The sequence below is a fragment of the Parasphingorhabdus pacifica genome (assembly GCF_054779195.1).
In genome coordinates this window covers 83,248-105,874 of record NZ_BAAGYS010000014.1, presented here as the reverse complement: position 1 = coordinate 105,874, position 22,627 = coordinate 83,248, and the positions used below count along the sequence as shown (strand labels likewise).

The window sequence follows — 22,627 nt, the reverse complement described above, 5'->3', positions numbered from 1 at the left end:
AGCTCTTCAGCAACTTCACCCGGTGGCTCGCCAACAGCCTGGCGATGGTCGCCGCGTGGTCGGTGCACGCGCTGCTGCTGCACCTGGTGTACGCACCCGAACACGCCCGTCCCTCCGTCCGCCGCCAGGTCGTGATCCTCGCCGCGGCGCTGGCGACGATGACGCTGCTGCTGCTCGGCGCGGGAATCCCATCGGCCCCCGACTTCGTGGCGGCCGCTGGTGACCACTGGCAGATCACGGCCTACGTCACCGTGTTCTGCGGATACGTCGCCTACAACCTGGCGAACTTCGTACGGTTGATGTCCTACTACGCGCGGCTGTCGGCACGCCCCTGGCTGCGGCGCGGACTCGGCATGGCCCGAGTCGGTGCCGCCGTCGGGATCGGCTGGGCCGTGGTGAAGATCCTGGCCGCGATAACCGTGCTCGCTGGCGACCCCGGCGGCTGGGAGATCCTGGCCTCCGCCATTCTCTCCGCAACCTGCGTGTCCCCATGCCGGCATCGGCGTCACGATGCCGGCATGGGGACCGGCGGTCGCCACCCCCGTCCGGTGGGTGCGGCACTACCGCACCCACCAGGCGCTCCGCCCTTTGTGGTCGGCGCTGCACGCCACCTTCCCCGAGGTCAGCCGCACCTAACCGGGTCAACCCACCGCGATCGCCTGGCGCTTGGCCCGCCGCGTCGTCGAGATCGAAGACGGACTCCTGCTGCTCGCGCCATACCGCATACCCCACGAGAGCACCTCACCAGGAACCCGAGATCCAGAAGCCGTCCGGGAAGCCATCGAGATCCGCGACGCGCTGCACGAAGTCGAGCAAGGAACCGCGCCTCCGGTCTCCGAGCCGCCCGCCCCATCACCTCAGCGCGAAGCAGGCGACCTCGACGCCGAGGCCGCCTGGCTGCGGCGCGTCGCCCGTGCGTACCGTCGCGTACCGCCGTCGACGACCGCAGCACTGCCGAGAAGGAGTCCCGTGACCAGCGCTGAATCCGAGCACGCCCAGGGCCGGACCGAGCCGGAAGCTGGCCCGCAACGCACCCTCGGCACCGCCGTGGCCCGGATTCTCACCGAGATCCTCGCCCCGTGGGTGATCGTGCTGCTGCTGCCGCTGGCCGTGGCCTGGCAAGTCACCCACGCACCCGTGCCCACCCTGCTCTGGGGACTGATCGTCGCTCTGACCAGCAGCATCCTGCCGATGGGCATCATCGTGTGGGGCGCCAAGACCGGACGCTGGGACGGACACCACGTCCGCAACCGCGAGGGGCGCCTGGTCCCCTTCCTCGCCCTGATCGCCTTCAGCCTCGGCGGGCTCGCCGCGCTGATCTTCGGCGGCGCCCCGTGGCTGCTGATCGCCCTGGACATCAGCATGATCACCACTCTGATCGTCACTGGCGCGATCACGACCCGGTGGAAGGTCTCGATGCACACCGCCGTCGCCGGTGGCGCCGTCGTCATCCTCGCCGCGACCTACTCCCCCATCCTCTGCCTGCTGGCCGTGCTCGTCGCCGCGATCGGCTGGTCCCGGGTCGCAATCCGCGACCACACCCCGACCCAGGTCATCGGCGGTGCCATCGTCGGCGCGATCGTCGGCGGCGGGCTCTACGTCACCCTGATCTAACACCACGGAAGGCTGCCCGGTCACCGCCCGTTGAACTGTTCCCGGTCGCGTGCTTCGGCATCGAGCTGTCTGGGCTCGACCACCTGCTCGATCGCGGCACACACCTGCTCCAGATCCCACTCGGTCGCGCTGCACCGCGCCGCTTAGCCACCTCGGCCCGGTCGGCATCGTCGAGCAGGAACACCCGCTCCAACTCCGCCTGCGACGGGCACTCGGTGAACCGGCCAAACCCGGCAGCCTGCTCGTCGGTCAGAAACTCCACTGGCAAGTGCTCACGGCTGCCCTGATCGCGGAACGTCGAGCTCGGCCTACTCTTCCAACGTCAGGGCGAGACCAAACTCACGTCCTTCGTGATCGGGGTTGGCTGCGCAACTGCCTGGTTGCCGGGCATGTCGGTCAACGAAGTGGCTGGTGTCGGATGCGGGTGGTCCTGTGACGGACGTGATCGTCCCTTCGGATGCTGACCATGGACCGGACTGGGCTAAGATTTTGTCGGTTAAGCAGTAGCCACAGCATGTGCGCGCCGGTAGGGGCGCCACCTGCTTCGCCTAGAACACAGGCCCTCCTGGTGATCGATGGCGTAGCGGGCTTCTGTACTAGGAGGGAAGGGAAACGCCGTGACGGCTGAGAAAACTCTGGGCCCCACTCAGCAGCTTCCGGTGGATGGCAACGGCAGCGACCAGGCCGCAGCGACCGAGGCGGCGCGGATGGCGGCGGTCGCCCGCTACGAAATTCTGGACTCCCCGCCGGAGGAAGCGTTCGATCGCGTCGCGGCGATGGCGGCGCGGTTGCTGCGGGCCCCGATCGCGACGGTGTCGATAGTGGATACGGACCGGGTCTGGTTCAAGGCCACCCACGGCCTGGACGGAGTGGGCCAGGTCGGCCGAGAACCGGGTCTGGGGGCTTCGGCGATCCTGCAGGACGAGCCGTATGTGGTGACTGATGCGGTCACCGATTCGCGCACCGCCGCGCACCCTCTGGTGACCGGGGGCCTGGGAGCGCGGTTCTACGCCGCCGCGCCGATTACCACGTCCGACGGCCACCGGCTGGGCACGGTCAACGTGCTCGACATTCGGCCCCGCGAGATCAGCGACGAGGAGCTGGCCACGCTGACCGATCTGGCGGCGGTGGTGATGGACGAACTCGAGCTGCGCCTGTCGGCGTTGAGGGCCCTGCGCCAGGAACGGCACTCGCGCACTCAGGTCGAAGGCTTTGCTTCTGCCCTGCAGCGCACTCTGCTACCCCCGTCCCTGCCCTCGGTGCCCGGATTGGAGCTGGCGTGTCACTACCACGCCGCCTCCACCGCGGATGTGACCGGCGACTTCTACGACGTGTTCGCCTTGGGTGATGGCCGGTGGGCGGTGTTTCTCGGCGATGTCACCGGCCACGGGGTTTCCGCCGCCGCGGTGACCTCGCTGATCCGTTACACCCTGCGCACTGCGGCCCTGCATCACCAGGACCCGGCCGCCGTGCTGGAGGAGCTGAACTCGGCGTTGTTGCTGGATCCGCAGGTGCCGCAGCACTGCACGGTCCTGTTCGGCATCCTGGCGCCCGAGTCCACCGGTGGGTTCGATCTCACCCTCGCCGGCGGCGGACATCCCCCGGCGCTGCTCGTCCATGCCGGTACCGGCGTTGTCGAGGAGGTTTGCCCGCCTGGCGGCATGCTCGTGGGGGCGCTTTCGGACGCCGAATTCGCCACCTTCCACCTGAACCTACAGGCGGGTCAGACGCTGCTGCTCTACACCGACGGGATCACCGAGGCCCGCCCTGCGGGCGAGTTCTTCGACGAACAACGGCTGAAGAAGTTTCTGGCGGATCACCCTCACGCCTCGGCGGGTGAGCAGATCAACGAGCTGACCGCCTTGCTCGAACGCTTTGACCCCGCACCCACCGATGACGTGGCGTTGCTGGCCCTGAGCGTGCCCCGGCGGAGCGAGGTTCAGTGAACCACGCCACCGGCTAGCCCGCGACCCTCTGGGTTACCTCGGCGTCGGTGAGCACGGTCCAGGACATGCGTACCGACGTGCCGGAGGTCGTGGTGGTTACCTCGGCGTGTTCAGCCAGGCTTTCGATCAGCACCAGCCCCCGACCTCCCAGGTCTCTGCGTTCGACCGGCGGCTCCTGCCAGCGTCCGTAGTCGGTTACCACGACTTCCGCGCGGGAGGAAATGGGCCGGTAGACCGCGTGCACCTCCAGCACGCCACCTCCGTGGGGGTAGGCGTGGGCGGTGGCGTTGGCCAGCGCCTCGTAGCTGGCCAGGACCACCAGCTCAATCTGCTCGGCGCTCATGTTGACGCACGCGGCCCATCCAGCCACCGCACGCCGCAGAGCGGGAAGCCGTTCAGGATCGGCCGGGACAGCTCGACAGTGCAACTCCGTAGGCGGATCGGTGTTCTCGTCGGCGCCCGGGCTACCACGCGGCGCATTACCGTCGATGTTCATACGTTCGTTCCTACGTCGACTGCTGGGCTTGCTCCTTCGGTTTACCCAGACATTCCCGTCCCGCAATCATGCCGCGACGGTGCACCAACTTCGCGCCTGCCCGGTGCGCTCGCTTTACTGTTCGGTCAGGGCGTCCTCGCGGGAGGAATAGAGAGGGATCTTGCGGTCGAGTGCAGTCAACTGCAGCGGCCGTGCCGTGACACTGGTGGGCGCCACCACCCGCAACGCGGTGTGGTCGCCGGCCTCCTGATAGGCCGCGACCAGCGCCGAGAGTCCAGCCGAGGCGAAAAACTCCACCTCGGTCAAGTCGACCACCAACGTCACCGGCCGCTCCTCCAGCACCGAGGACAGTTCGTGCTGAAACCGGGGTGCTGTCACCATGTCGATCTCTCCCGAGACCGCCAGCACCGCCGCCTGGTCATGCCACTCCCGTGCCACCGTCACCGGCACATCCTGTTCTTCCGACGTTCCGGCAGACCCTGTGGCAGGCGTTCCGTTCGTAGTCATGACGCCGAATATCTCATACCGCCGGTGATGCTCGGGAAGGAAAGTCCCTCAGACGCTGGTGCTGTCCAGATCTTCCTGCACCGCGGATCACTCGCGACGTAGAGACGGACCCCTTGGTGGCTGAGAAACCAATGAGGTCTTGATCAGTTCAACGCTCGAGCACTACGCCTGACCCGGTCGTTGGCCACCGGCCTCGTCAGCACACGAATCTCGCGCTCGGTCGTACTGGCGCGCATGGCCACTAGCGTGCTCCGGGGATCTCGCCGGTTGTGGTGATCTCTTCGGCGAGCTCGCGGAGCTTGATGTTGCGGTGTTGCGAGCTCGTCTTGAGCACCGCGAAGGCTTGGTCTTCGCTGACCTTGTAGCGCTCCATGACGATGCCGAGTGCTTCGCCGATGGCTTGTCGGGTGGCGATCGCTGAGTGCAGTTGCGCGCGGAGGCGGGCCGAGGAGAACGCGACCGCGGCGTGCGAGGCCACGATCCAGCCGATCAGTTCGGAGCGTTCGGTGAACGCGTTGGGCTGGGAGGAGTAGAGGTCCAGTGCGCCGAACTCGTCTTCATCGGTGAAGAGCAGGAAGCCCATCATGCTGCTGATCCCCAGCTCCCGGGCCTTCGGAACATAACGCGGCCACCGGTGCTCCGTGCTCGACATGTCGGCGATGCGGTAGACCTGCTCGCTGTGCTTTGCGGCGTCCAGGCACGGTCCTTCATCCAGCTCGGCCTGGACCCGATCCGACTGGCGAACCAGATCACTGGTCACCGCCAGGGTTTCCACCTGCCGGCGCTGGGTTTCGCCCCGCCTGCCATGGAGGGTCAGGACCCCGGCGTGCTCGCAGCCGTCCACCAGTGTCGTCGCGTGTTCGGTGATGCGGTCCAGGGTGTGCTGGACGGTGTCTTGGGCTAGCAGATCCCGCGACATGTGCGCCAGCGTGACCGCCAACTTGTCCTCGGAACCGTTGCTCACGCTCGTTACCTCCAGTGTGGCGGGCTGGCTTTCACCAGCATTCGTACCCGGCTCAGGGGATCTCGACACTTTGGGCAAGAATGCGTAGGGTCGGAACTAGCTAGTTGAGCAGCAGCTGGCAGGACCGGAGAGGTCAGCCAGAGTAGCGTGCTCCTGCTCATTTCTCGGTAGCCAGGACAGTCGACTGCGATCGCCCGTCCCGGCTCCTTTCCGGCCCGACGCTCTGCTCGCGAGCGCGCGAGCTGGATCGCTTCCCTCCGGCGAACAGGAGCCCTGGCGTGCTGACACACACCCCGGTAACCGAACAGTCTGAACATTCCCCCCGCCCCAGCCGTCCCGCGACTACGAGACCTGCGGAGTACGGGCGGTTGCGCCTGCGCATGGATTGCACCGACCCGCAGTTGGCGGTGCTTGCCGTGATCGGAGAGCTGGACACGGTCACGACCCCGCAGCTGGCCGAGGTGCTGTGGCCGCGGTTGCAGACCAAGCTGACCACGCTGGTGTTCGATCTCAGCGAGGTGACCTTCCTCGGCGTCGACGCCCTGCAACTGCTGGCCAGGGCACACAGCTACGCCACCTACTGCGGCACCACACTGTGCGTGATCAACAGCACTCCCACCGTGGAACGTGCGCTGGCCGCCGCAAGCTTGGATACCACCCTGCCTTGCTTTGCCAGCCTGCTCACGGCCCGCACCGCCTTGGCCACACGTGCCGAGGGCACCCTTCCCATCGGTCACCAGCGCATCGGTCCGTACCCCGAGTGAGCACGGCCCGCTCCACACCAGGGCACCCTCAGCGCAGAAACTCGCGGAACTCCGGCTGAGGGTGTCGCCGGGTGGTGTTCTCGACGCCTCCGGCGATGCAGGAGCGCCTCCGCGTGTGAGATAGCGCCCTTGGCTCTTCCGGTAACCGTCGACACGCACGGAGGACGATGCGGATCTCGGTCGACGTCGGTCGTCGCGAAGGCCTGGTCTCTGCGAGGAGCAGGCCCCCTCCGCCCGTTGCTCCGCGGTTGTCGTCGAGTGTTCACTGATCACTGGTGCCGGGCTTATCCGGGTAAGATCATGTGTGCGGGTGGGCTCGAGGCGGGAGGCAGTGATGCAGCGGGTCGATGGACGCGATGCCGAGGTCTTCCACGCGTCCGACATGTTCTCGGCGGGAAGTCCGGGAGTCCGGTTCGTCGAACTCACCCGTACAGAGGCGCTGAGCGTGGGAACCTATTCGATCCGAAGCGGATGCGCGGACCCTCAAGGTCCGCACCGCGAGGATGAGGTGTACGTCGTGCTCGCCGGAAAGGCGAGGTTCGTGGCCGAAACATGGTCGGTACCGATCACGACCGGTGCCACGATCGTCGTTCCCGCAGGGCTGCGGCACCACTTCGAGGACGTGGAGCAGGATCTGCGCCTGATGGTGCTGTTCGCGCCGCCCGAAAGCGACTCGTGAACGATCCCCCAAGTCCGCGGGCTACGGCTCGAACTCCGTCGCCGCATCGTTGCGTTGACCATCGAGGAAGGACCGTCGGTATTCCGTCGGTGCCACTCCCAGGCTTTTGGTGAAGTGGTGTCGAAGGTTCGCGGCCGAGCCCAGGCCGCACAACTTTCCGATGCGGTCGATCGAATGGCCACTCGATTCCAGCAGCTCCCGAGCTCGGGACAATCGTTGATTGCGTAGCCAGCGGAGTGGGGTCGTCCCGGTCGACTCGTGGAAGCGGCGAATGAGCGTGCGCGGACTCAGCCCAGCGTGCCGCGCGATGTCCGCGATGGTCAGCTGGCTGCCCAAGTTCTCCGTGATCCATTGCAGCACCGGTCCCAGCCCATCGTCGAAGCGGGGAACCGGTGTCTCGATGTATTGCGATTGGCCTCCGGGACGGTGGCTGGGCACGACCATGCGACGAGCCACCTGGTTCGCCACGCTCGCACCGAGGTCCGATCGGACGAGGTGGAGGCAAAGGTCAAGTCCCGCGGTACGGCCCGCACTGGTGAGCAGGTCACCGTCGTCGACGTAGAGGACGGCCGGGTCCACCCGCACGTGGGGATATCGGTTGGCGAGTGCGTCGGCGTGCATCCAGTGGGTAGTGGCTCGTCTCCCGTCCAGCAGGCCCGCCTCGGCGAGCGCGAACGCGCCGGTGCAGAGCGCCACCATCCGGGCACCACCGAGATGTGCTGTCCGCACCGCATCCACCAACTTCGGGTCCGGTGTGGTGACGTGATCGGGCAGCGCGGGCACCACGACCGTGTCCGCCGTGGCCAGGGCCGCCAACCCGTGCTCGGTCTGCACCTGGAAACCGCCCTGGACACGGGTGCGGCCCGGCTTGTCGGCACAGACGCGCAGCGTGTACCAGGGAGAGGCCAAGTCCGGGCGGGCGGTACCGAACACCTCGCACGCGATGGACAGTTCAAACATCGGCATGTCGTCGATTACCGCCAGCGCGACCACTTCGGGCGACATATCGGCAGCCTACGGCAGCATCTTTGCGAATGTTGTCAATCTTGCCACTCGTGTTCGTGGCGGAGCCGAACCAGTCTGAAGCACGTGCACGAATCGAATTCGACTACAAGGATCGGCGCAGGTCGGCTCGCCCGGGGCAGCGCCTTCGCGGTGGTGGCCGGTGTGATCGGCCTGTGCCTGGCCGCAGCGACCGCACCGTCACCGTTGTACAAGCTCTACCAGGCGAGTTGGGGCTTCTCCACGCCGGCTCTGACACTGGTTTACGCCGTTTACTGCTTCGGGGTCCTCGCGGCGTTGCTGGTGTTCGGGAAAATCTCGGACAGCTGGGGGCGGCGACCGGTGATCATCGCCGGGCTGCTCGGCCTGCTCGTCTCCACCGGCATTTTCCTGAGCGCCTCGTCGGTAGCCTGGCTGTTCGTCGCGCGTGGTGTGCAGGGCATCGCCACCGGGATCGCGATCAGCGCGGCGGGAGCGGCTCTGCTGGAGCTGGAACCACGAAGCAAGCCCGGTCGCGGCGGGCTGATGAACGCGGTCGCCAGCTCCCTCGGGGTCGGATGCGGAGGACTGCTCGGCGCCGTGCTGGTGGAATTCGCGCCGAGCCCACTGGTCGTTCCGTTCGTCGTCCTTGCCGCTCTGGTGCTCACGTTGATCGCCATCACCGTCTTCATCCCCGAAACCGTGGCGCGGCGCGGCGAAGCGGGACGGCTGCGGTTCGCCGGCCCACGGGTTCCCCGGGCGATCTGGGCTCCGTTCGCGCTGTCCGGGTTGGGGATCACAACTGCCTGGGCGAACGTCGGCCTCTACCAGTCCCTGGTGCCGACGCTCGCGCCGACGCTGCTTCGGTCCGATACGTACCTGGCCGCCGGAATCTCGATCTTCGCGCTGGGGATGGCTTCCGCTGCCGCACCGCTGCTCGCGCGGACGTTGGCGACGAGTGCGCTCATCGCCGGTGGCATGGTCACGCTGGTGCTCGGTGTTGGTGTGATGGCCCTCTCGTTGATTCTCGCCACACCGGGCTTCTTCATCATGGCCAGCCTGGTGATCGGCGCGGGTGTGGGGCTCAGCATGGTCGGGTCGATCCGGCTGGTGGGTGAGGTCGCTCCGGTCGCCCACCGGGCCGGCGTGATGGCCGCCTTCTACGTGGTGGCCTACATCGCGATCTCAGTACCAGCGGTAATCGTGGGTTTCCTGGTCCGGGTCCTCGGAACCGTACAGACCTTCCAACTCTTCGCGTGTGCCATTCTGTTGCTGTCGTTGACGGCGCTGACCATGAACCTGCGGATGCGACGCTTCTCGCACGTGGGTGTCCGATCCTCGGCGCCGTTGGTCGCCGAGTCGGACTGATCGCCCGATCACGGGTGGGAGCGCGGTCGAGACGAGCGACACCTCGGCCGACATTGCGTTGTGTGGACGCTCCCGGTTCGGCACGTCGGCCTCGGCATTCTCGACCGGTTGCGGCTCCGCCTTTGGCAGAAGCGTCTCGGGCAGAAGCGTCTCGGGGAGAAGCGGCGCTTCGGGTGGAAACCGCGTCACCCGGCGCGAATTGGTCGCCGTTCCAGCACACCACCGCAATTGGGGCATGTGCGGGACAACTCACCGGTGCACCGAGCGCAGAACGTGCACTCGTAGGAGCAGATGTACGCCTCCGCCGAATCTCCCGGCAACTCGGCGGAACACCGCTCGCACAACGCTCTCATGTCCAACATGTCGTCACCTCGACTGAAGGATGCGGCGCGGTCAGGACCTGTTGCACCGCGCCGCATCGTTCCCGGTTCAGCGGACGGCCGGACTCGGCGAACCTCAGGCCTTTTCCAGGGCCACCGCGGCTTCCTCGGGAGCCTCCAGGACGATCGTGTGGTAGCTGCTGATGCGGGACACGATCGCCTCCCGGGGTCCGCTCATCCAACTCTCACTACCGTAGAAGGATTCCTCCTGGGCAGCACGCGTGTCCAGATCGGGGAACGCGCGAACCAGGTATCCCTCTTCGTAACCGTCCTCGGCGACCAACGAGATCCCGTGGTCCAGAACCCGAATTCCGAACCGCCGCAGCATCGGCACGGATTCCTCGCGGAGGAGCTGGGCGAACGTCTGGCCAGCACCAGGTACCAGTCGGTACGTGCGAATTTCTATGATCAAGATGTCTTCTCCATCCCGGTTCTGACGCCTCCTACCCCCACCGGCGAACCGCGGCCGGTCGTCCTGTCCGACTCGCCGGATCGGACTATCGCGAGCCGGCCGAAGACGACCACTCCGACCACGACCGGGAACAGGACCGCCAGACCCAAGCTCGAAGACAGCGACAACAGAGCGCCTGCTCCGACCAAGCCCACCACTCGGGCACCGACCCCCGCATCGACGTTGGTGGCGACTCTGGCTGCGAGCCAGACGAAGATGCACAGCGTCATCGCGGCAGGCCCGTAGAGGAAGTAACCGATCTGCCAGCCGAACAGCTCGACCAGGACCAGCACGGTCACCACCGGTACGATCAGTACGGCCACCAAACCGGGCGACCGACGCGCTCGGGCGGCACCGGTGCGACGAATGTTCGCTGCCAGCGTCGTGGCGGCCACCAGGTTCGTGCGGCAGTAGCTCACCGCGAGCAAGCCCACGAGAATTGCCAGCACCGGGCCGATGACTCCCTGCCCGTCCGTACCTGCCCGAGCCAGCCGCAACCAGATCAGACCCGTACCGAACGCGGCGACGACCAGGAAGACCGGTAGCAGGGCACGGCGGCCGAGGGCTGCCTCTTCCGGCGACCACGATCTCCGGACTTCCCAGCCCACAATGGACACGAAGAACAGCAAGCCGGTCGCCAACATGCCGGACTCGCCCACGGCGGAGCGCATTCCTGTCGGGTCCACCGCTGCGGGCCACCACGACCAGGCCAGTGCGGTCAGCGCGGTGAGCACCAACCTGGCCCGCTTCGTCCGTTCGCTGATCGTGGGCCGCAGCAACGCGAGGAGGCCACTCAGTGCGAGTACCGCGATGCCCAGCCAGCCGGCAGGCCCGCCCACACCGACGGCCGCGGCGAGGACGTAACCGACGAACCCGCAGAGGAAGACCTGTCCCGCGAGGATGCCGCCGACATACCAAGCACCGATCACACCTTGCTCGACCGGATCAGCGGGGAGGATGTCGCGGTTCGACGCCACGGCGCGGTGAGCCAGCGCCGAGCGGGTGGTCACTCCGACGACCAGCCCGAGCGAGCAGGTCAGCAGCCACGAAGCCACGTCGAGCGGCTGGTCCACGAGCACCGGCACGCACAACAACAGCCCCACGCCGACGACTTCCACCAGCAGTCGGGTGAACATTCGAGTCACCGGCTGTGGCTGCTGTACTGGGACAAGGGGGTTCGCAGCTCCGGGCCGACTACCGTGTCGGAGGTCAGACTCGCCGACGGTTCGGGCCAAGTCTCGAGGCCGTCGAGCGACCATCGGACGTTCGCGCCGAAGTGCCGCAGCACCGATTCGGCCCAGGTCGGCATGATGGGATACGCGCTCGCCACCAACCGCAGGAACGCCTCCGTCAGGTCGTGCATCAGCCGCCCGTCGGTGACGCACTCCTGACCGAGTGAGTAGATGCGAAAGACTTCCGAGTAGGTCTCGACAGCGAACGACCGAAGTTCCTGTGCGGCGGACATCAAGGAAAAGCTGCGGACGTCGAAGGCTCCGGCGATCCGGTCCACCCGTTCCTGCGCGATAGCGGTGTACTTGCCCGGGGCCGAGTTCTCGACGTTCGGCACCCGGCCCGCGTAGCTTCGGCGGATCATGCCGATCAGGAGTTCGGCGGTGTCCGCGAAATAGGTGCCGAGTTCCTGTGCCGTCGTATCGAAACGCCGCCGGTAGAAGCTGGTCTCTTCCGTTTCCGGACTGGTGCGCGCCAAGTGGAACCGGACTGCGTCGGCGGCGTGTTCCTCGAAGAACTCGGAACCCCAGATCGCGTGGCCCCTGCTGGTGGAGAACTTCAAGCCTTCCAACTGGTAGAACTCGTTGGCGACGATCTGCTCCGGAAGCACCAACGACTCCTCGGCCATGCAGAGAGCCGGCCAGAAGACCGCGTGCGAGTACAGACAGTCGAAACCGAGGAAGTGCACCACGGCAGTGTCCGTGTCCGCCCAGACCTCCCAGCCCGTCCGTTCGGACCTCAGCGCAGCCTGCAGGGTGTCCAGGCTGAACAGGTATCCGCACAATCCGGCGAACCAGGTGTCGATGACATACCCGTCCCAGCCCGGTAGCGGGACCGGTACTCCGTAGGAACTCTTCCTGGTGAACGCCGCGTCCGATAGAGGCGTGGCGAGCAGTTGCTTGATGAACTCGCGCGGCCGGGCACGCAGGTCGAGGGAATCCAGGTAGTTCTGCAGCGCCTTCCGATACCTTTCCATCGGCAAGACGACTCGGTCCTCTTCGACGACGGAGGGAGTCTCACCGCAGAAATGGCATCGTGGGGCGACCAACCCGTCGCTCTCCTGCGGCCACGCACACGATTCGCAATACATGCCACCGTTGGTCGCACCGCACGCCTGGCACAGCCCGGAAACCTCGGCCTCGTACAAGTTGAGGTCACAGTTCTCGCAGTGAAACACCTGCTGGGTCTTGACTTCGAGAAGGTTGCGGTTCCACAGCCGCAGGAACAGGTCGTGGACTACTCCGACGTGCCGGGGGTCCTGCTTCGGGTGTGCGAAGCGATCGGGGAGCATGTTGCCGCCCGCCAAGGAACGCTCCATGCGCTGAGCGAAGCGGTACGCGGTCCGGTGCGGGTCGGCGTCGAGTTCAGCCGCTTTCCTCGGCACGTAACAGGAATGCTCGTCCGCGTAGCTGACATGGTGCACCTGGTGGCCGGTCTGACGCAGGTAGCGGGACAGCACGTCGGCCCCGAGGAACGGACCGGAGAGGTGACCGAGATGGAGGTCGCCGTTCGGGTTCGGCGGAGCCGCGGTCACCACGTACGTCTTCTTCTCCACGGAAACTCCCAAGGTAGGCATTGCGATTACCGGATCTGGATTCGCCTCTCAGGAGGCGGAAATGTGGATTCCGTGGTCGCCGTGTTTGCTGGCATGCACAGCTGCGCCCGGCAGCACCGAGCGGGTGACGATCGCGTGAGCCGCGATGTGCGCTCCCGTGCCGATCTCGATGGCTCCGAGGACGCTCGCATTGGTGCCCACCACGACGCGGTCGCCGACCACGGGATGTCGGGCGGTTCCCGGACCGCCGTCCTTCCACCACCCCACGGAGCCAAGCGTCACCTGGTGATAGAGCATGACGTCATCACCGATGACGCACGTCTCGCCGATCACCACTGCGGCGCCGTGGTCGACGAAGAATCGACGACCGATGCGGGCTCCCGGATGGACCTCGATTCCGGTCAGAATGCGCGCCGTATTCGACAAGATCCTGGCCAGGACGAAGCGGCCGCTTCGGTATGCACGGTGTGCGATCTTGTGCAGCCAGATCGCGGTGACGCTCGCGTGGAACAGTGCTTCGAGTCTGCTTCGGACAGAGGGATCTTTGGCCAGGACGGTGTCCAGATCCTCTTTCATGCGCGGTAGAATTTTCAACATCGCGGACCTCAGACCGTGCTGTAGGTGTAGTCCGACGTGATCGACTCACGAGTCGCGAACCGGTCCGGCCGGTAGGCCACCGACATCGGACCGGCGGTCCCGGTCGCGATCTCGCTCGCGACCGCCCGTCCTACTCCGGCAGCGAGCTTGAAGCCACCGCCGCTCATCCCGGTCGCCAGGTACACACCGCGTTGTCCTGACCAGCCCACCAACGGCCGCCGGTCCGGCGTGTAGGCCTCGAACCCCACGGCGCTGCGCACGACCGAAGCCTGTGCGGTGCGCGGTACGCGTTCGGCCAGCATGTCCCTGGCAGCCAGCACCGTCCGCTGATCCAGTTCGATCGACCCGGGTTCCGCGCCGTTGGCGATCTCCTGGTCGACGCCGAACAACACGCCCGAACCGCCGTCAGGACGGTAGTAGGTGCCGAGGGTGTCATCGATGACCAGGGGAATCCGCACCGAATCGGGTTCGCCTGTGCAGACGGCGGCGGTGCCGATAGGGCGGGATCGGATCGGCACGTGCACACCTGCGGTGGCTCCGAGGTGGTGGGACCAGATCCCGTTGGCCAGCACCACTACATCGGCCTTCACGTCTTCGCCGGGCATCTCGGCCACGATCGGTCCGTGATCGGGAACCGACAGATGACACACCTTGCTGTGGAGCCGGAACCGGACTCCTCGGGCTGCCGCGCGGTGGGCCAGGCTCGTCGAGATCTCCGCTGGGGCGGCGTAGCCCGCATCCTGCTCGACGGCCACCACATCGGTCGAACCGAGGCGCAGATCGGGATAAGCAGCTCGAACCGAAGCCCGGTCGTGCAGGCCGATCGGGATTCCCGCCTGCTGCGCTCGCATGACGTGGGATTCGAGCACGGAGCGGTTCTTCTCGTCCGTGATGAACGCGAATCCGGTTCGTCGGAACCGTCCTTGTCCGGTGTGCTCGGACGTGAGGTCCCGCATCAACGGAACCGTCTCGGCGGCGAGCCGCAAATCGACGTCGGACATGTGCAGCTCACGGATCAACCCACCGGATTTCGCGGTCGCACCGACCTCGGCGACCGCGTTCTGCTCGCACACTGTGACCTCCACCGAGCGGTGTTCGGCGAGGTAGTAGGCGGCGCTGACACCGATGACGCCAGCGCCGACCACGAGCACTCGAAGATCCGCGGTCATGCGACCGTCTTCTCGTCCGTCGGGAACCAGATCGACAGGTAGACGAGATCGTCCGTCCCGTCGTTGGTCACTTCGTGGTCCACCCCAGGACGGATGTGTACCTCGTTCCCGTAGGACACAGGTGCCTTTTCATCGCCCACCCGAACTGTTCCGGTGCCACCGAAGAAGAAAAAGATCTCCCGCTCGTGGTGTGCGTGCGGCGCGGAAGTGGTGCCTGGTGACACTACGCACCAAGCGCCTTCGAATGGAAACGCCCCGATAGCGTCCGGAGCGCTTAATCTCTGAGCTTTCAGATTGTAATCGGCCTCGAAATTCAGGCCGTTCTGTGGCCAGGAGCGTACGTCCACGGCGATCTCCATAGCTAGTCTTTGTCGGTTCACAGGTCAACGGCGACCAGCGGGAACGAACATTACGGAAGTGGATCACGAGCTGTCTTGCGCAATATGGGGAGAAGGGTCTGAACTCTCGGCTAGGACGTCCGAGTGAACAGGCGACGCTCTTTCTCCGGAGCTTCACGAACGTGAACAGTTGAGTAGCACCGCAAGTGCTTTGGCCGGTTTCTTCGAGGATATCGAGGGGGTGACTACCGCGATAGTGGAGACACGTCGTTGAACCTGGCACCTGTGTGGACTTCTCAGGTACTCCGACGTGCAGTGTGACTCAGATCGCTGACCGGGCCGGTGTCGTTCTCCGGTTGGTAGATTAAACAAGGCAGTGGCGGTGCTCACATTGCACACGTTGATTCCACGCCAACGAATCCCGACCCGAGCAACCGGTACATCGGAATTTAGTGGGGTATTCTTGACTGCGTACGACGTTGAAGTGCTCGCCGTAGGAGCCGGTCCGTCCAATCTCGCCTTGATGGTGGCGTTGGAGGATTCCGATTCCGGATTGGCCGAGCAGACCCTGATGGTCGAACAGCACGCGGACGTCCAGTGGCAACGGGGAATGCTCATTCCTTGGGCGCAGAGCCAGGTCTCGTTCGTCAAGGATCTTGCCACGGCGCGGAGCCCGCGAAGCCGGTTTACTTTCTTGAACTACCTGCACGAGCAAGGCCGGTTGGACGAATTCGTCAATCTTGGGACCTTCCACCCGTATCGGTTGGACATATCCAACTATTTTCGGTGGGCCGCCTCCAACCTGTCCAGGGTGCAAACTCGCTACAATACGCGTTGCGAGAGCATCGATCCGATCTTCGGCGACAACAACACGATCACCGGCTGGTCAGCCCGGCTGGGAGACGGCTCCGAGGTGACGGCCCGCGATGTGGTGTTCGGAATCGGCCGCAACGCCCACGTGCCAGAAGTGTTTCGGGGGCTGCCCGAATCACGTCTGATCCACAGTACGCGTTACCTGGATCGGGTCGGCGAGCTGCGGGACAACGAGTGGCATCGCCCGGTCGTGGTCGGTGGGGCGCAAAGCGCCGCGGAGATGTTCGCGTCCGTGCGGGAGTACGTGCCGGACAGTCACCCCACGATCATCATGCGCTCCATCGGGTTCGACTACTACCAAACCAGCTCGTTCACCAACGAACTGTACTACTCATCCTTTGTGGACGAATTCCACAATGCGCCGCCGCAACAGCGCGAACGGATGAACGCCGAGATGCGCAACACGAACTACGCGGGCCTGGCACCGTACCTGCTGGACGCGTTGTACCGGGACCAGTACCTCCAGCGCCTGGTGGGTGACGAGGGATTCCGCATCATCACCACCACCGACATCACCTCGGCTTCGTTCGACGCGGACGAGGTTGTACTCGAAATCTACGATCGGAAGACCGATCGGCACTCCGAGGTCCGGTGTGACGCGGTTCTGCTCGGTACCGGTTTCGATCCGCAGCCGCCCGAACTGGTGCGCTCGGCGGTGGAGGGCGCCGGTGTGCGGGACACGACGGTCGATCGGAACTACCGGGTGGACCTGGGCGAGTCGAAGCGGGGAGGGGTTTACGTGCAAGGTCTGAACGAAGACACCCACGGAATCTCGGACTCGTTGCTCAGCGTACTCGCGCAGCGGTCGACCGAAATCACCTCGGACATGGTGAAACGGCGTTCGAACGACTGAGATCCGCTCTTTCCCGCGTGGGGCTTCGGTTCATGACCGAAGCCCCACACTCGCGTGGTCACCAGCCGCGTTCGCCGTCCCATTGCTCGCGAATGATGTCCGCCTGGCCGGCGTGCCGACCGGTATCGAGAGTGACATGGCACAAGGCCCACCGCAGGGTGTAGTCACCCGCGGTCTGAGCACCGATGCTGTCCAGCGCGAGGTCGGCGATGACGATGTCGCTCGTCCGGCATGCCTCTCGGTACCGCGTGACGAGCCCACTCAAGGTCTCATCGTCCTCGACCACCCAGTCTCCGTCCGGATTGTCGGGACCGAACGGCATCGGGAGTCGTGCTCCGCCGAGGACTTCTTGAAACCAGTGCTGTTCGACCGTCGTGAGGTGTTTGACGATGCCACCCAATGTCGTGGTGGACTTGGTGGGGTTGTATTCCGCGCCGTCGTCGGCGATACCACGGACTTTGCCGACGACGGTGTCGCGTCCGAATTGCAGCCAGGCCCGAAGCATGTCTTTCTCTTCAAGACCGTGCTTCGGAATCCACCGGTCGGGTTTCTCCATGCAGACAGGTACGTGATGAGCCATCGTGCTCGTTCTTCTCCTGGATGTGGACAACGGTCGTGGCCGGTACTACTCACACGGCGATGGGGTCTTTCTGCCGGGCGAAGCGGCGGAATGCCAGCGACACGGCCGCCAGCACGACCGGAAGCAGCAGAAACCATCCGGAGAAGACCAGTACCACGGTCATGATCAGGCCTGCGGCCACTGAGCCGAACCAGACCGGTGAACCGGTGGACAGTAGCTTCGCACCAGCCGCGAGCCCGGCCACGTACACGGCCATGAAGCACGCTGACGCGGCGAGCATCAGATTACCGAGATCCATTCCCGCCGCGAGAGACGCGACAGCCACGACCACGGTGACGCCGCCCAGCACGGCAAGGCTTCGGCGGGGCGTCTGTCCCGCCTCGCTTCCGCGGGACAGTAGGGAAGGTAGGGCGCCGTCCCGCGCGAGAGCGGCGCCGAGCCGGGCTCCACCGGCCATGTAGGCGTTCATGACGCCGGTGGTCAACAAGAACGCCAGCACGCCGGTCAGCACCGAGGCACCGCTGCCGAGTCCTTCTTCGAGCAGCAGGGTGATCGGTACCGTGGACGAAGCCAGTCGGGGGCCGAGCACGAGCACGCAGGTCAATGCCAGTCCGACGTAGAGCAGGCCGACCACCACGAGCGTGCCGGCGGTGACCTTGGGCAGGTCCCGTTTCGGATCGGCGAAATCGCCGGAGAGGTGGGTGACCGCTTCCCAGCCGGCGAAGGTGAAGAAGAGCACGCTGGCGGCGCTGCCCACCGATGCCCACCCGTGCGGCATGAAGGGCGTGAGGTTTCCCGGATCCGCCTTCGGCAGCGCGGCGACGACGGTCACGACCATCAGCAGTGCCAGCACACTGATCAGCAACAGTTGCACGCCGCCGGAGACGTTCAAGCCGATCGCGTTGGTGGTCAGCCCGATCAGCACGATCAGCGAAGCGACGAGGTAGGCCACGTCGTCTCCGGCTGAGAAGGCGTGGGCGACGTACTGGCCTCCCACGTAGGCGACGGCGGTGGCACCAATGGGCAATGCGAAGTAGAACCACCACCCGACCACCGCGCTCGCGTTGTCGCCGAACGCCTGTTTGACGAAGGTGGCGACACCACCGCCGTCCGGATATCGGCTACCCAGCGCGGTGAAGGTGGCGGCTACCGGGACGCACAGGATCACCAGCGCGAGCCATGCGAGCACCGATGCCGGCCCGGCTACTTGGGCCGCCAAGGCTGGAAGGGCGAGCACACCTGCTCCGAGGATCGCGCCGACGTAGAGCGCCACCCCTTGTGCGAGTCCGATCCGTCGATCGCTCACCGGCCCTGACCTCCTGAGTTGGCATACATTGAGGCTTGTGCGCTACGTGCCGTGCCCGGCACAGTGACGCGCCAAGGCACGCTCAGCCTACGATTCGAAGGCAAATCGTGTCCACGACTTAAGGTGTCAAAGTTGGGAGAGGATATTGCCTACGGAACTGGACTCGACCGACCTGTGCTTACTCGCTGAGCTCCAGCGTGATGGCCGGATGACCCACGCCGAACTCGCCCGGCGGGTGGAGTTGAGCGCTCCGGCAGTGGCCGAACGTCTGCGTCGACTCGAACGGATCGGTGTCATAACCGGCTTCGCCGTGCAGCTCGACCCGGCGAAGCTCGGATTCGGGCTGGTGGCATTCATCCGGCTCGCGGCATTCGGTTCGGGTTATGGGGACGATGGCGTGCAGAATCTCCTGCAGATACCGGAGATCATGGAGACGCACCACGTGGTGGGGGAGGACTGCTGGATATTCAAGGTCGCGGCCCCAGGTGTCGAGCGCCTGGAAGAAATCTTGGCGGAGATGACCAAAACAGGACGGACGACCACTTCCATAGTGCTGTCCTCTCCGGTTACCGGGAACACCTTACCGCTGTCGGAAGAACACGATCACTGAAAGTCGGCGTCGTTGGAGATCGAATGGTGCCGCCAATCATTTTCCCGCTGCGGGAACGGTCCCTGGAACGCTTTCCGGGTGGGGCTAATCGTTGTCTGACGAGAAAATTCTCCGGTTGAGCCAGCCCGTGCGGTATACCATTGCTACGATCTGGGAACGTTCGTCAAAGTTGAGCTTGCCCAGTATGTTCGAAATATGTGTTTTGACGGTAGCTTTCGTGATGTAGGTACAATCGGCGATCTCCTTGGTGGTCCTACCCATTGCCAGCATTTGAGCGATTTCTTGTTCCCGGCTGGTGAGTACGTCAAATATGTCCTGGTCGGTCTGGCGGCACTGTTTTCCCGTCTTGTTGAGTACCTGCACGATGTGGGTGGCTATGACCGGAGCCAGGCTGCATTCTCCGTTGAGCAGCGCCTGGGCCGTGTTGACCAGAACTGCTGGATCGTCGTTCGTCGTGACCAGGCCGCGTACGCCCATTTCCAGCGCCCGCAGCACGTCGTCGAGCCCGCTGGAGAGCACTGCCAGGATGGGAGGCGCGTGCGAATGCCGCATTCGGTCCCGGAGGAGCGCCGGGCCCCGATCTTCGAGCAGGAAGCCGAAGTAGACCACGATGAGGTCGATATTTTCGGCTTCTAGCGCTTGCGACAGTTCGGCCTCGTGCCCGGTCGTGTGGACGTTCACTTCGGGAAGCTGTTGCAGCGTGGAAGCTATGCCCGCCCCGGCGAGCCGATCGTTCGTGTGCACCACAATATTTCGACGTCCGAGATCACTCGTCAATTGCTGCACGCCGTCCCCAACGGTCTTCTTCTCAGTTGCTTTTCCGGGATTTATGATTTGTGACAGTGCTGATTGGTATGTTGTTTGATCGATCGTGCAGGGAAAACAAGCCCCCGTCGTGGTTCGACCGGGCGCGGGCCCACGGGTTGTTCGGGCGGATATCGCAAGTCGAACTCCTGCCCGAAACCGGGCAGGAGGGTTTCGATGTCAATATTGCGAAGAAAGTCGAGGGTCTCGTTCCGAAAAATGTGAACGAGTGCACGCCCCTCCTCCTCGTGGTAAAAGATCGCGCCATTCGTTCACGATAAGGCGCGAGATTGCTCTGTATCCGGTAAAATTCTTCACCTGATTCGGAGTCGATCTTACCCGTGGTCCGCTCGGTGTGAATAGTCCATTCAGACCAACTTGGATCTTGTTCCGAATAACAGTGGGATCGGTGGCGGACATTTCGCGTAGTTGGTGGACCGGCCTTGGTTTCTGCGCGAGAGGCTTTGCGAGGGGCTGAGGGGCTTTGCGAGGGGCGCTGTGGTCGGGATGTCGAACACCGACGAGCGTGCCCGGCGAAGTGTGGGGATCGGCACAGCCTGCCGCGTCGTCCTCGTCAATATCCTGTAGTCCTGGCCAGCACCACCTACGAGCGGGGAGCGAACCTCCGTTGACCGACACAGCCGACCGCCTGCCCAGCTACTTCGAACGGCTCGGCCCGCACAGCTTCAAGCCGACCGCCCATGCCAGTGGCGCGTGGCAGAGCGACGAGCAGCACTTCAGCCCGCTCGGTGGCCTCATTGTCCACGCGATCGAACGGGTGCGCGCGAGCGAGCAGCGTCCCGAACTCCTGATGAGCCGCATCAGTTTCGACATCCTGGGCCGCATCGCCCTCGACGAATTCGAGATCCACGTCGAGACGCTTCGTCCGGGCCGCACCATCGAACTGGTCGAAGCCTCCGTGGTCATCGGGGAGCGGACAGTGGTCCGGGCCCGCGCTTGGCTCCTGGCGGAAGGGGACACCAGCAGCGTCGCCGGCGGAGAACCCGACCCGCTGCAGCCGCCCGAAGCGCTGGACTCTTGGCCGATGAGTTCCCTGTGGCCCGGCGGCTACATCGCGTCGCTGGACGTCCGGCCCATCGGCGAACCGCAGCAGGGTCGGGCCACGGCGTGGCTGGCCACCCCGCTCGAACTCGTGACCGGCGAGCAGGCCAGTCCGCTCGCCTCCTACATCGCACTCGTCGACAGCGCCAACGGCATCGCCGTGCGGCAGGAACCGACCAAGTGGATGTTCCCCAACGTCGACCTGTCGATCCACCTTTACCGCCAGCCGGAAGGGCGGTGGACCGGACTCGACACCAGCGTCGTCTTCGGCGGTCACGGCCAGGGAATCACCAGTACCGTGCTCCACGACACCGCAGGTCCCCTCGGCCACGCGGAACAGATCCTCACCGTCCGTCCCCAGGCGACGTAGCTACTGCGGAGTGCGGAGTCACGGTGCAGGCCGTTTTACAGGGTGCTGGTCATCCTCGGGGTCATGGTGGCGTACTTCGTCATGGCCCTCACCGGCGCTTTCAGCGCCGGAACCACAGCAGAGCAGATCAACACGGCCTATACCGACTTTACGGCCAACACCCCTGCCATCGTCGCCGCCACGGTAGGGATCACCGGTTTGGCCGGGCTGATCATCAGCCGCGGACTGAAGGAAGGCATCGAGCGAGCGACCAAGTTCCTCATGCCATTGTTGCTCGTGATCCTGGTCGGGCTCGCCATTTACTCCTTGCTGCAGCCCGGGGCCGCGGAGGGCGTGGCCTGGTACCTGACCCCGGACTTCTCGCTCATCACCGGAGAAGCGATCTTGGCCGCGCTGGGGCAGGCGTTCTTCGCGATCGGCATCGGCGTGGCCACGGCCTTCATCTTCGGCAGCTACTCCACAGGGAGAAGTCCGAAGTCCCCGGGGACGCGTTGAGCATCGTGGGAGTCAACACCCTGATCGCCGTACTTGCAGGGCTCATCATTTTTCCCGCCATGCACTCCTACGGGTTGACCGAGGCGTCGGGGCCCGACCTGGTTTTCCAGACCATGCCCAACGTTTTCGCGCGTATCCCGGGTGGATTCATCATGGGCCCGGTGTTCTTCTTGCTGGTGCTCATCGCCGGTCTCACTTCCGCCATCGGATACTCGGAAGGCATCGCCGCCTCGTTGCGGGAGCTCACCGGTTGGAGCCGTCGGCGGGTCAGTTGGGTGACCGTCGGCGCCATCCTCGTACTCGCGGTCCCGAGCATGCTCTCCTACGGCGGGAACGGTCCGCTCTCCGGAGTGATCCTCGGAGGCAAGAACCTGTTCACGTGGGCCGACTTCCTTTCCGGCAACGTCCTCATGCCGCTGGGGGCCTTGCTGATCGCTCTGTTCGTGGTCCTGGTTTTCGGCTTCAACCGGTACCGGGCGGAGGCCAACCGCGGCGCCGGAGCCGTGCAGGTCCAGGGCTGGTGGAAGCCGCTGGTCGTGGTAGTCATCCCGCTGGCCGTGGCCGTCATCATGGTTACCGGCCTGCTTCCCCAGTGAGGCCCGTGGTTGCTGCTCAACGCGACCGCGGTGCTGCCG

General features: G+C 65.1%; 25 protein-coding genes and 1 pseudogene. 11 read left to right on the top strand and 15 right to left on the bottom strand.

Going from position 1 to position 22,627, the window contains the following annotated elements; translation table 11 throughout:
* Positions 1-666 precede the first annotated feature (666 nt).
* Positions 667-867, top strand: a pseudogene (locus ACYVAN_RS20645) (DUF6545 domain-containing protein); the annotation flags it as partial.
* Between the two features lie 102 nt (positions 868-969).
* Entirely contained in the window at positions 970-1,614 is a 645-nt protein-coding gene (locus ACYVAN_RS20640; protein WP_460962584.1) for a phosphatase PAP2 family protein, read from the top strand.
* On the opposite strand, the gene ACYVAN_RS20635 is transcribed toward ACYVAN_RS20640, so the two are convergent.
* A complete protein-coding gene (locus tag ACYVAN_RS20635) occupies positions 1,601-1,876 on the bottom strand; it encodes a DUF4158 domain-containing protein (RefSeq protein ID WP_460962099.1) in 276 nt (91 codons plus the stop codon). The two genes, ACYVAN_RS20640 and ACYVAN_RS20635, sit on opposite strands and share 14 nt — an antisense overlap.
* Before the next feature lie 355 nt (positions 1,877-2,231).
* On the opposite strand from ACYVAN_RS20635, the gene ACYVAN_RS20630 reads away from it, so the two are divergent.
* Positions 2,232-3,560, top strand: coding sequence for a PP2C family protein-serine/threonine phosphatase (locus tag ACYVAN_RS20630; protein ID WP_460962097.1), 1,329 nt, complete (start codon positions 2,232-2,234; stop codon positions 3,558-3,560).
* A gap of 13 nt (positions 3,561-3,573) precedes the next feature.
* Here the strand turns inward: ACYVAN_RS20630 and ACYVAN_RS20625 are convergent, their stop codons facing one another.
* The 3 genes from ACYVAN_RS20625 to ACYVAN_RS20615 all read right to left on the bottom strand — a co-directional run bounded on the left by ACYVAN_RS20625 (position 3,574) and on the right by ACYVAN_RS20615 (position 5,527).
* Positions 3,574-4,056 carry an ATP-binding protein gene (locus tag ACYVAN_RS20625; RefSeq protein WP_460962095.1) on the bottom strand — a complete coding sequence of 161 codons (483 nt, stop codon included), beginning with the start codon at positions 4,054-4,056 and terminating at the stop codon, positions 3,574-3,576.
* A gap of 114 nt (positions 4,057-4,170) precedes the next feature.
* Positions 4,171-4,500: an STAS domain-containing protein gene (locus ACYVAN_RS20620; protein ID WP_460962093.1), complete on the bottom strand. Its 330-nt coding sequence runs from the start codon at positions 4,498-4,500 to the stop codon at positions 4,171-4,173.
* 304 nt (positions 4,501-4,804) lie between these two features.
* Positions 4,805-5,527 carry an ANTAR domain-containing protein gene (locus ACYVAN_RS20615; protein ID WP_460962091.1) on the bottom strand — a complete coding sequence of 241 codons (723 nt, stop codon included), beginning with the start codon at positions 5,525-5,527 and terminating at the stop codon, positions 4,805-4,807.
* 278 nt (positions 5,528-5,805) lie between these two features.
* Here ACYVAN_RS20615 and ACYVAN_RS20610 point away from each other — a divergent pair, with 278 nt between their 5' ends.
* Together ACYVAN_RS20610 and ACYVAN_RS20605 are read left to right on the top strand one after the other, a co-directional pair.
* Positions 5,806-6,291 (top strand): STAS domain-containing protein, encoded by a 486-nt coding sequence (locus ACYVAN_RS20610; protein ID WP_460962089.1) that lies wholly within the window; start codon positions 5,806-5,808, stop codon positions 6,289-6,291.
* 334 nt (positions 6,292-6,625) lie between these two features.
* Positions 6,626-6,970 (top strand): cupin domain-containing protein, encoded by a 345-nt coding sequence (locus ACYVAN_RS20605; RefSeq protein WP_460962087.1) that lies wholly within the window; start codon positions 6,626-6,628, stop codon positions 6,968-6,970.
* A 21-nt stretch (positions 6,971-6,991) separates the two neighbouring features.
* Here the strand turns inward: ACYVAN_RS20605 and ACYVAN_RS20600 are convergent, their stop codons facing one another.
* Positions 6,992-7,975 (bottom strand): GlxA family transcriptional regulator, encoded by a 984-nt coding sequence (locus ACYVAN_RS20600; RefSeq protein ID WP_460962085.1) that lies wholly within the window; start codon positions 7,973-7,975, stop codon positions 6,992-6,994.
* Between the two features lie 84 nt (positions 7,976-8,059).
* Here ACYVAN_RS20600 and ACYVAN_RS20595 point away from each other — a divergent pair, with 84 nt between their 5' ends.
* Positions 8,060-9,319, top strand: coding sequence for an MFS transporter (locus tag ACYVAN_RS20595; RefSeq protein WP_460962083.1), 1,260 nt, complete (start codon positions 8,060-8,062; stop codon positions 9,317-9,319).
* A gap of 185 nt (positions 9,320-9,504) precedes the next feature.
* Here ACYVAN_RS20595 and ACYVAN_RS20590 read toward each other — a convergent pair whose 3' ends face one another.
* The 7 genes from ACYVAN_RS20590 to ACYVAN_RS20560 form a co-directional block, all read right to left on the bottom strand.
* Positions 9,505-9,672, bottom strand: a complete 168-nt coding sequence (locus ACYVAN_RS20590; protein WP_460962582.1) for a DUF1272 domain-containing protein — start codon at positions 9,670-9,672, stop codon at positions 9,505-9,507.
* Between the two features lie 103 nt (positions 9,673-9,775).
* On the bottom strand, positions 9,776-10,111 hold the full coding sequence (locus ACYVAN_RS20585) for a hypothetical protein (protein WP_460962081.1): 336 nt from the start codon (positions 10,109-10,111) through the stop codon (positions 9,776-9,778).
* A complete protein-coding gene (locus ACYVAN_RS20580) occupies positions 10,108-11,295 on the bottom strand; it encodes a hypothetical protein (RefSeq protein WP_460962079.1) in 1,188 nt (395 codons plus the stop codon). Before ACYVAN_RS20580 ends, ACYVAN_RS20585 begins: the two co-directional genes overlap by 4 nt.
* Positions 11,292-12,935 carry a class I tRNA ligase family protein gene (locus ACYVAN_RS20575; protein WP_460962077.1) on the bottom strand — a complete coding sequence of 548 codons (1,644 nt, stop codon included), beginning with the start codon at positions 12,933-12,935 and terminating at the stop codon, positions 11,292-11,294. Before ACYVAN_RS20575 ends, ACYVAN_RS20580 begins: the two co-directional genes overlap by 4 nt.
* Before the next feature lie 48 nt (positions 12,936-12,983).
* Positions 12,984-13,511, bottom strand: a complete 528-nt coding sequence (gene epsC, locus ACYVAN_RS20570; protein ID WP_460962075.1) for a serine O-acetyltransferase EpsC — start codon at positions 13,509-13,511, stop codon at positions 12,984-12,986.
* A gap of 29 nt (positions 13,512-13,540) precedes the next feature.
* Positions 13,541-14,701, bottom strand: coding sequence for an NAD(P)/FAD-dependent oxidoreductase (locus tag ACYVAN_RS20565; protein ID WP_460962073.1), 1,161 nt, complete (start codon positions 14,699-14,701; stop codon positions 13,541-13,543).
* On the bottom strand, positions 14,698-15,060 hold the full coding sequence (locus ACYVAN_RS20560; RefSeq protein ID WP_460962071.1) for a cupin domain-containing protein: 363 nt from the start codon (positions 15,058-15,060) through the stop codon (positions 14,698-14,700). Before ACYVAN_RS20560 ends, ACYVAN_RS20565 begins: the two co-directional genes overlap by 4 nt.
* Positions 15,061-15,502: 442 nt before the next feature.
* Here ACYVAN_RS20560 and ACYVAN_RS20555 point away from each other — a divergent pair, with 442 nt between their 5' ends.
* Entirely contained in the window at positions 15,503-16,765 is a 1,263-nt protein-coding gene (locus tag ACYVAN_RS20555; protein ID WP_460962069.1) for a SidA/IucD/PvdA family monooxygenase, read from the top strand.
* Positions 16,766-16,823: 58 nt separating this feature from the next.
* Here ACYVAN_RS20555 and ACYVAN_RS20550 read toward each other — a convergent pair whose 3' ends face one another.
* Entirely contained in the window at positions 16,824-17,270 is a 447-nt protein-coding gene (locus ACYVAN_RS20550) for a DinB family protein (RefSeq protein WP_460962068.1), read from the bottom strand.
* Between the two features lie 124 nt (positions 17,271-17,394).
* Positions 17,395-18,651: an APC family permease gene (locus tag ACYVAN_RS20545; protein WP_460962066.1), complete on the bottom strand. Its 1,257-nt coding sequence runs from the start codon at positions 18,649-18,651 to the stop codon at positions 17,395-17,397.
* Between the two features lie 145 nt (positions 18,652-18,796).
* Here ACYVAN_RS20545 and ACYVAN_RS20540 point away from each other — a divergent pair, with 145 nt between their 5' ends.
* The gene (locus ACYVAN_RS20540) at positions 18,797-19,261 is read left to right on the top strand and encodes an Lrp/AsnC family transcriptional regulator (protein WP_460962064.1); all 465 of its coding nucleotides are present in this window, start codon (positions 18,797-18,799) and stop codon (positions 19,259-19,261) included.
* Between the two features lie 84 nt (positions 19,262-19,345).
* Here the strand turns inward: ACYVAN_RS20540 and ACYVAN_RS20535 are convergent, their stop codons facing one another.
* The gene (locus ACYVAN_RS20535) at positions 19,346-20,047 is read right to left on the bottom strand and encodes a helix-turn-helix transcriptional regulator (protein WP_460962062.1); all 702 of its coding nucleotides are present in this window, start codon (positions 20,045-20,047) and stop codon (positions 19,346-19,348) included.
* 646 nt (positions 20,048-20,693) lie between these two features.
* Between ACYVAN_RS20535 and ACYVAN_RS20530 the strand changes: the two genes are divergently transcribed.
* From ACYVAN_RS20530 to ACYVAN_RS20520, 3 genes are read left to right on the top strand one after another with little or no spacing between them, the layout of a single operon-like run.
* Entirely contained in the window at positions 20,694-21,497 is an 804-nt protein-coding gene (locus ACYVAN_RS20530) for a thioesterase family protein (RefSeq protein ID WP_460962060.1), read from the top strand.
* 42 nt (positions 21,498-21,539) lie between these two features.
* Positions 21,540-21,992, top strand: coding sequence for a hypothetical protein (locus tag ACYVAN_RS20525; protein WP_460962058.1), 453 nt, complete (start codon positions 21,540-21,542; stop codon positions 21,990-21,992).
* 5 nt (positions 21,993-21,997) lie between these two features.
* Positions 21,998-22,588: an SLC5/6 family protein gene (locus ACYVAN_RS20520; protein WP_460962580.1), complete on the top strand. Its 591-nt coding sequence runs from the start codon at positions 21,998-22,000 to the stop codon at positions 22,586-22,588.
* Positions 22,589-22,627 lie beyond the last annotated feature (39 nt).

Coding starts and splice junctions, on each gene's coding strand:
- epsC (WP_460962075.1), bottom strand. CDS start 13,511: ATGAAAGAGGATCTGGACACCGTCCTGGCCAAAGATCCCTCTGTCCGA.
- ACYVAN_RS20565 (WP_460962073.1), bottom strand. CDS start 14,701: ATGACCGCGGATCTTCGAGTGCTCGTGGTCGGCGCTGGCGTCATCGGT.
- ACYVAN_RS20625 (WP_460962095.1), bottom strand. CDS start 4,056: ATGAACATCGACGGTAATGCGCCGCGTGGTAGCCCGGGCGCCGACGAG.
- ACYVAN_RS20600 (WP_460962085.1), bottom strand. CDS start 7,975: ATGTCGCCCGAAGTGGTCGCGCTGGCGGTAATCGACGACATGCCGATG.
- ACYVAN_RS20560 (WP_460962071.1), bottom strand. CDS start 15,060: ATGGAGATCGCCGTGGACGTACGCTCCTGGCCACAGAACGGCCTGAAT.
- ACYVAN_RS20550 (WP_460962068.1), bottom strand. CDS start 17,270: ATGCTTCGGGCCTGGCTGCAATTCGGACGCGACACCGTCGTCGGCAAA.
- ACYVAN_RS20590 (WP_460962582.1), bottom strand. CDS start 9,672: ATGAGAGCGTTGTGCGAGCGGTGTTCCGCCGAGTTGCCGGGAGATTCG.
- ACYVAN_RS20605 (WP_460962087.1), top strand. CDS start 6,626: ATGCAGCGGGTCGATGGACGCGATGCCGAGGTCTTCCACGCGTCCGAC.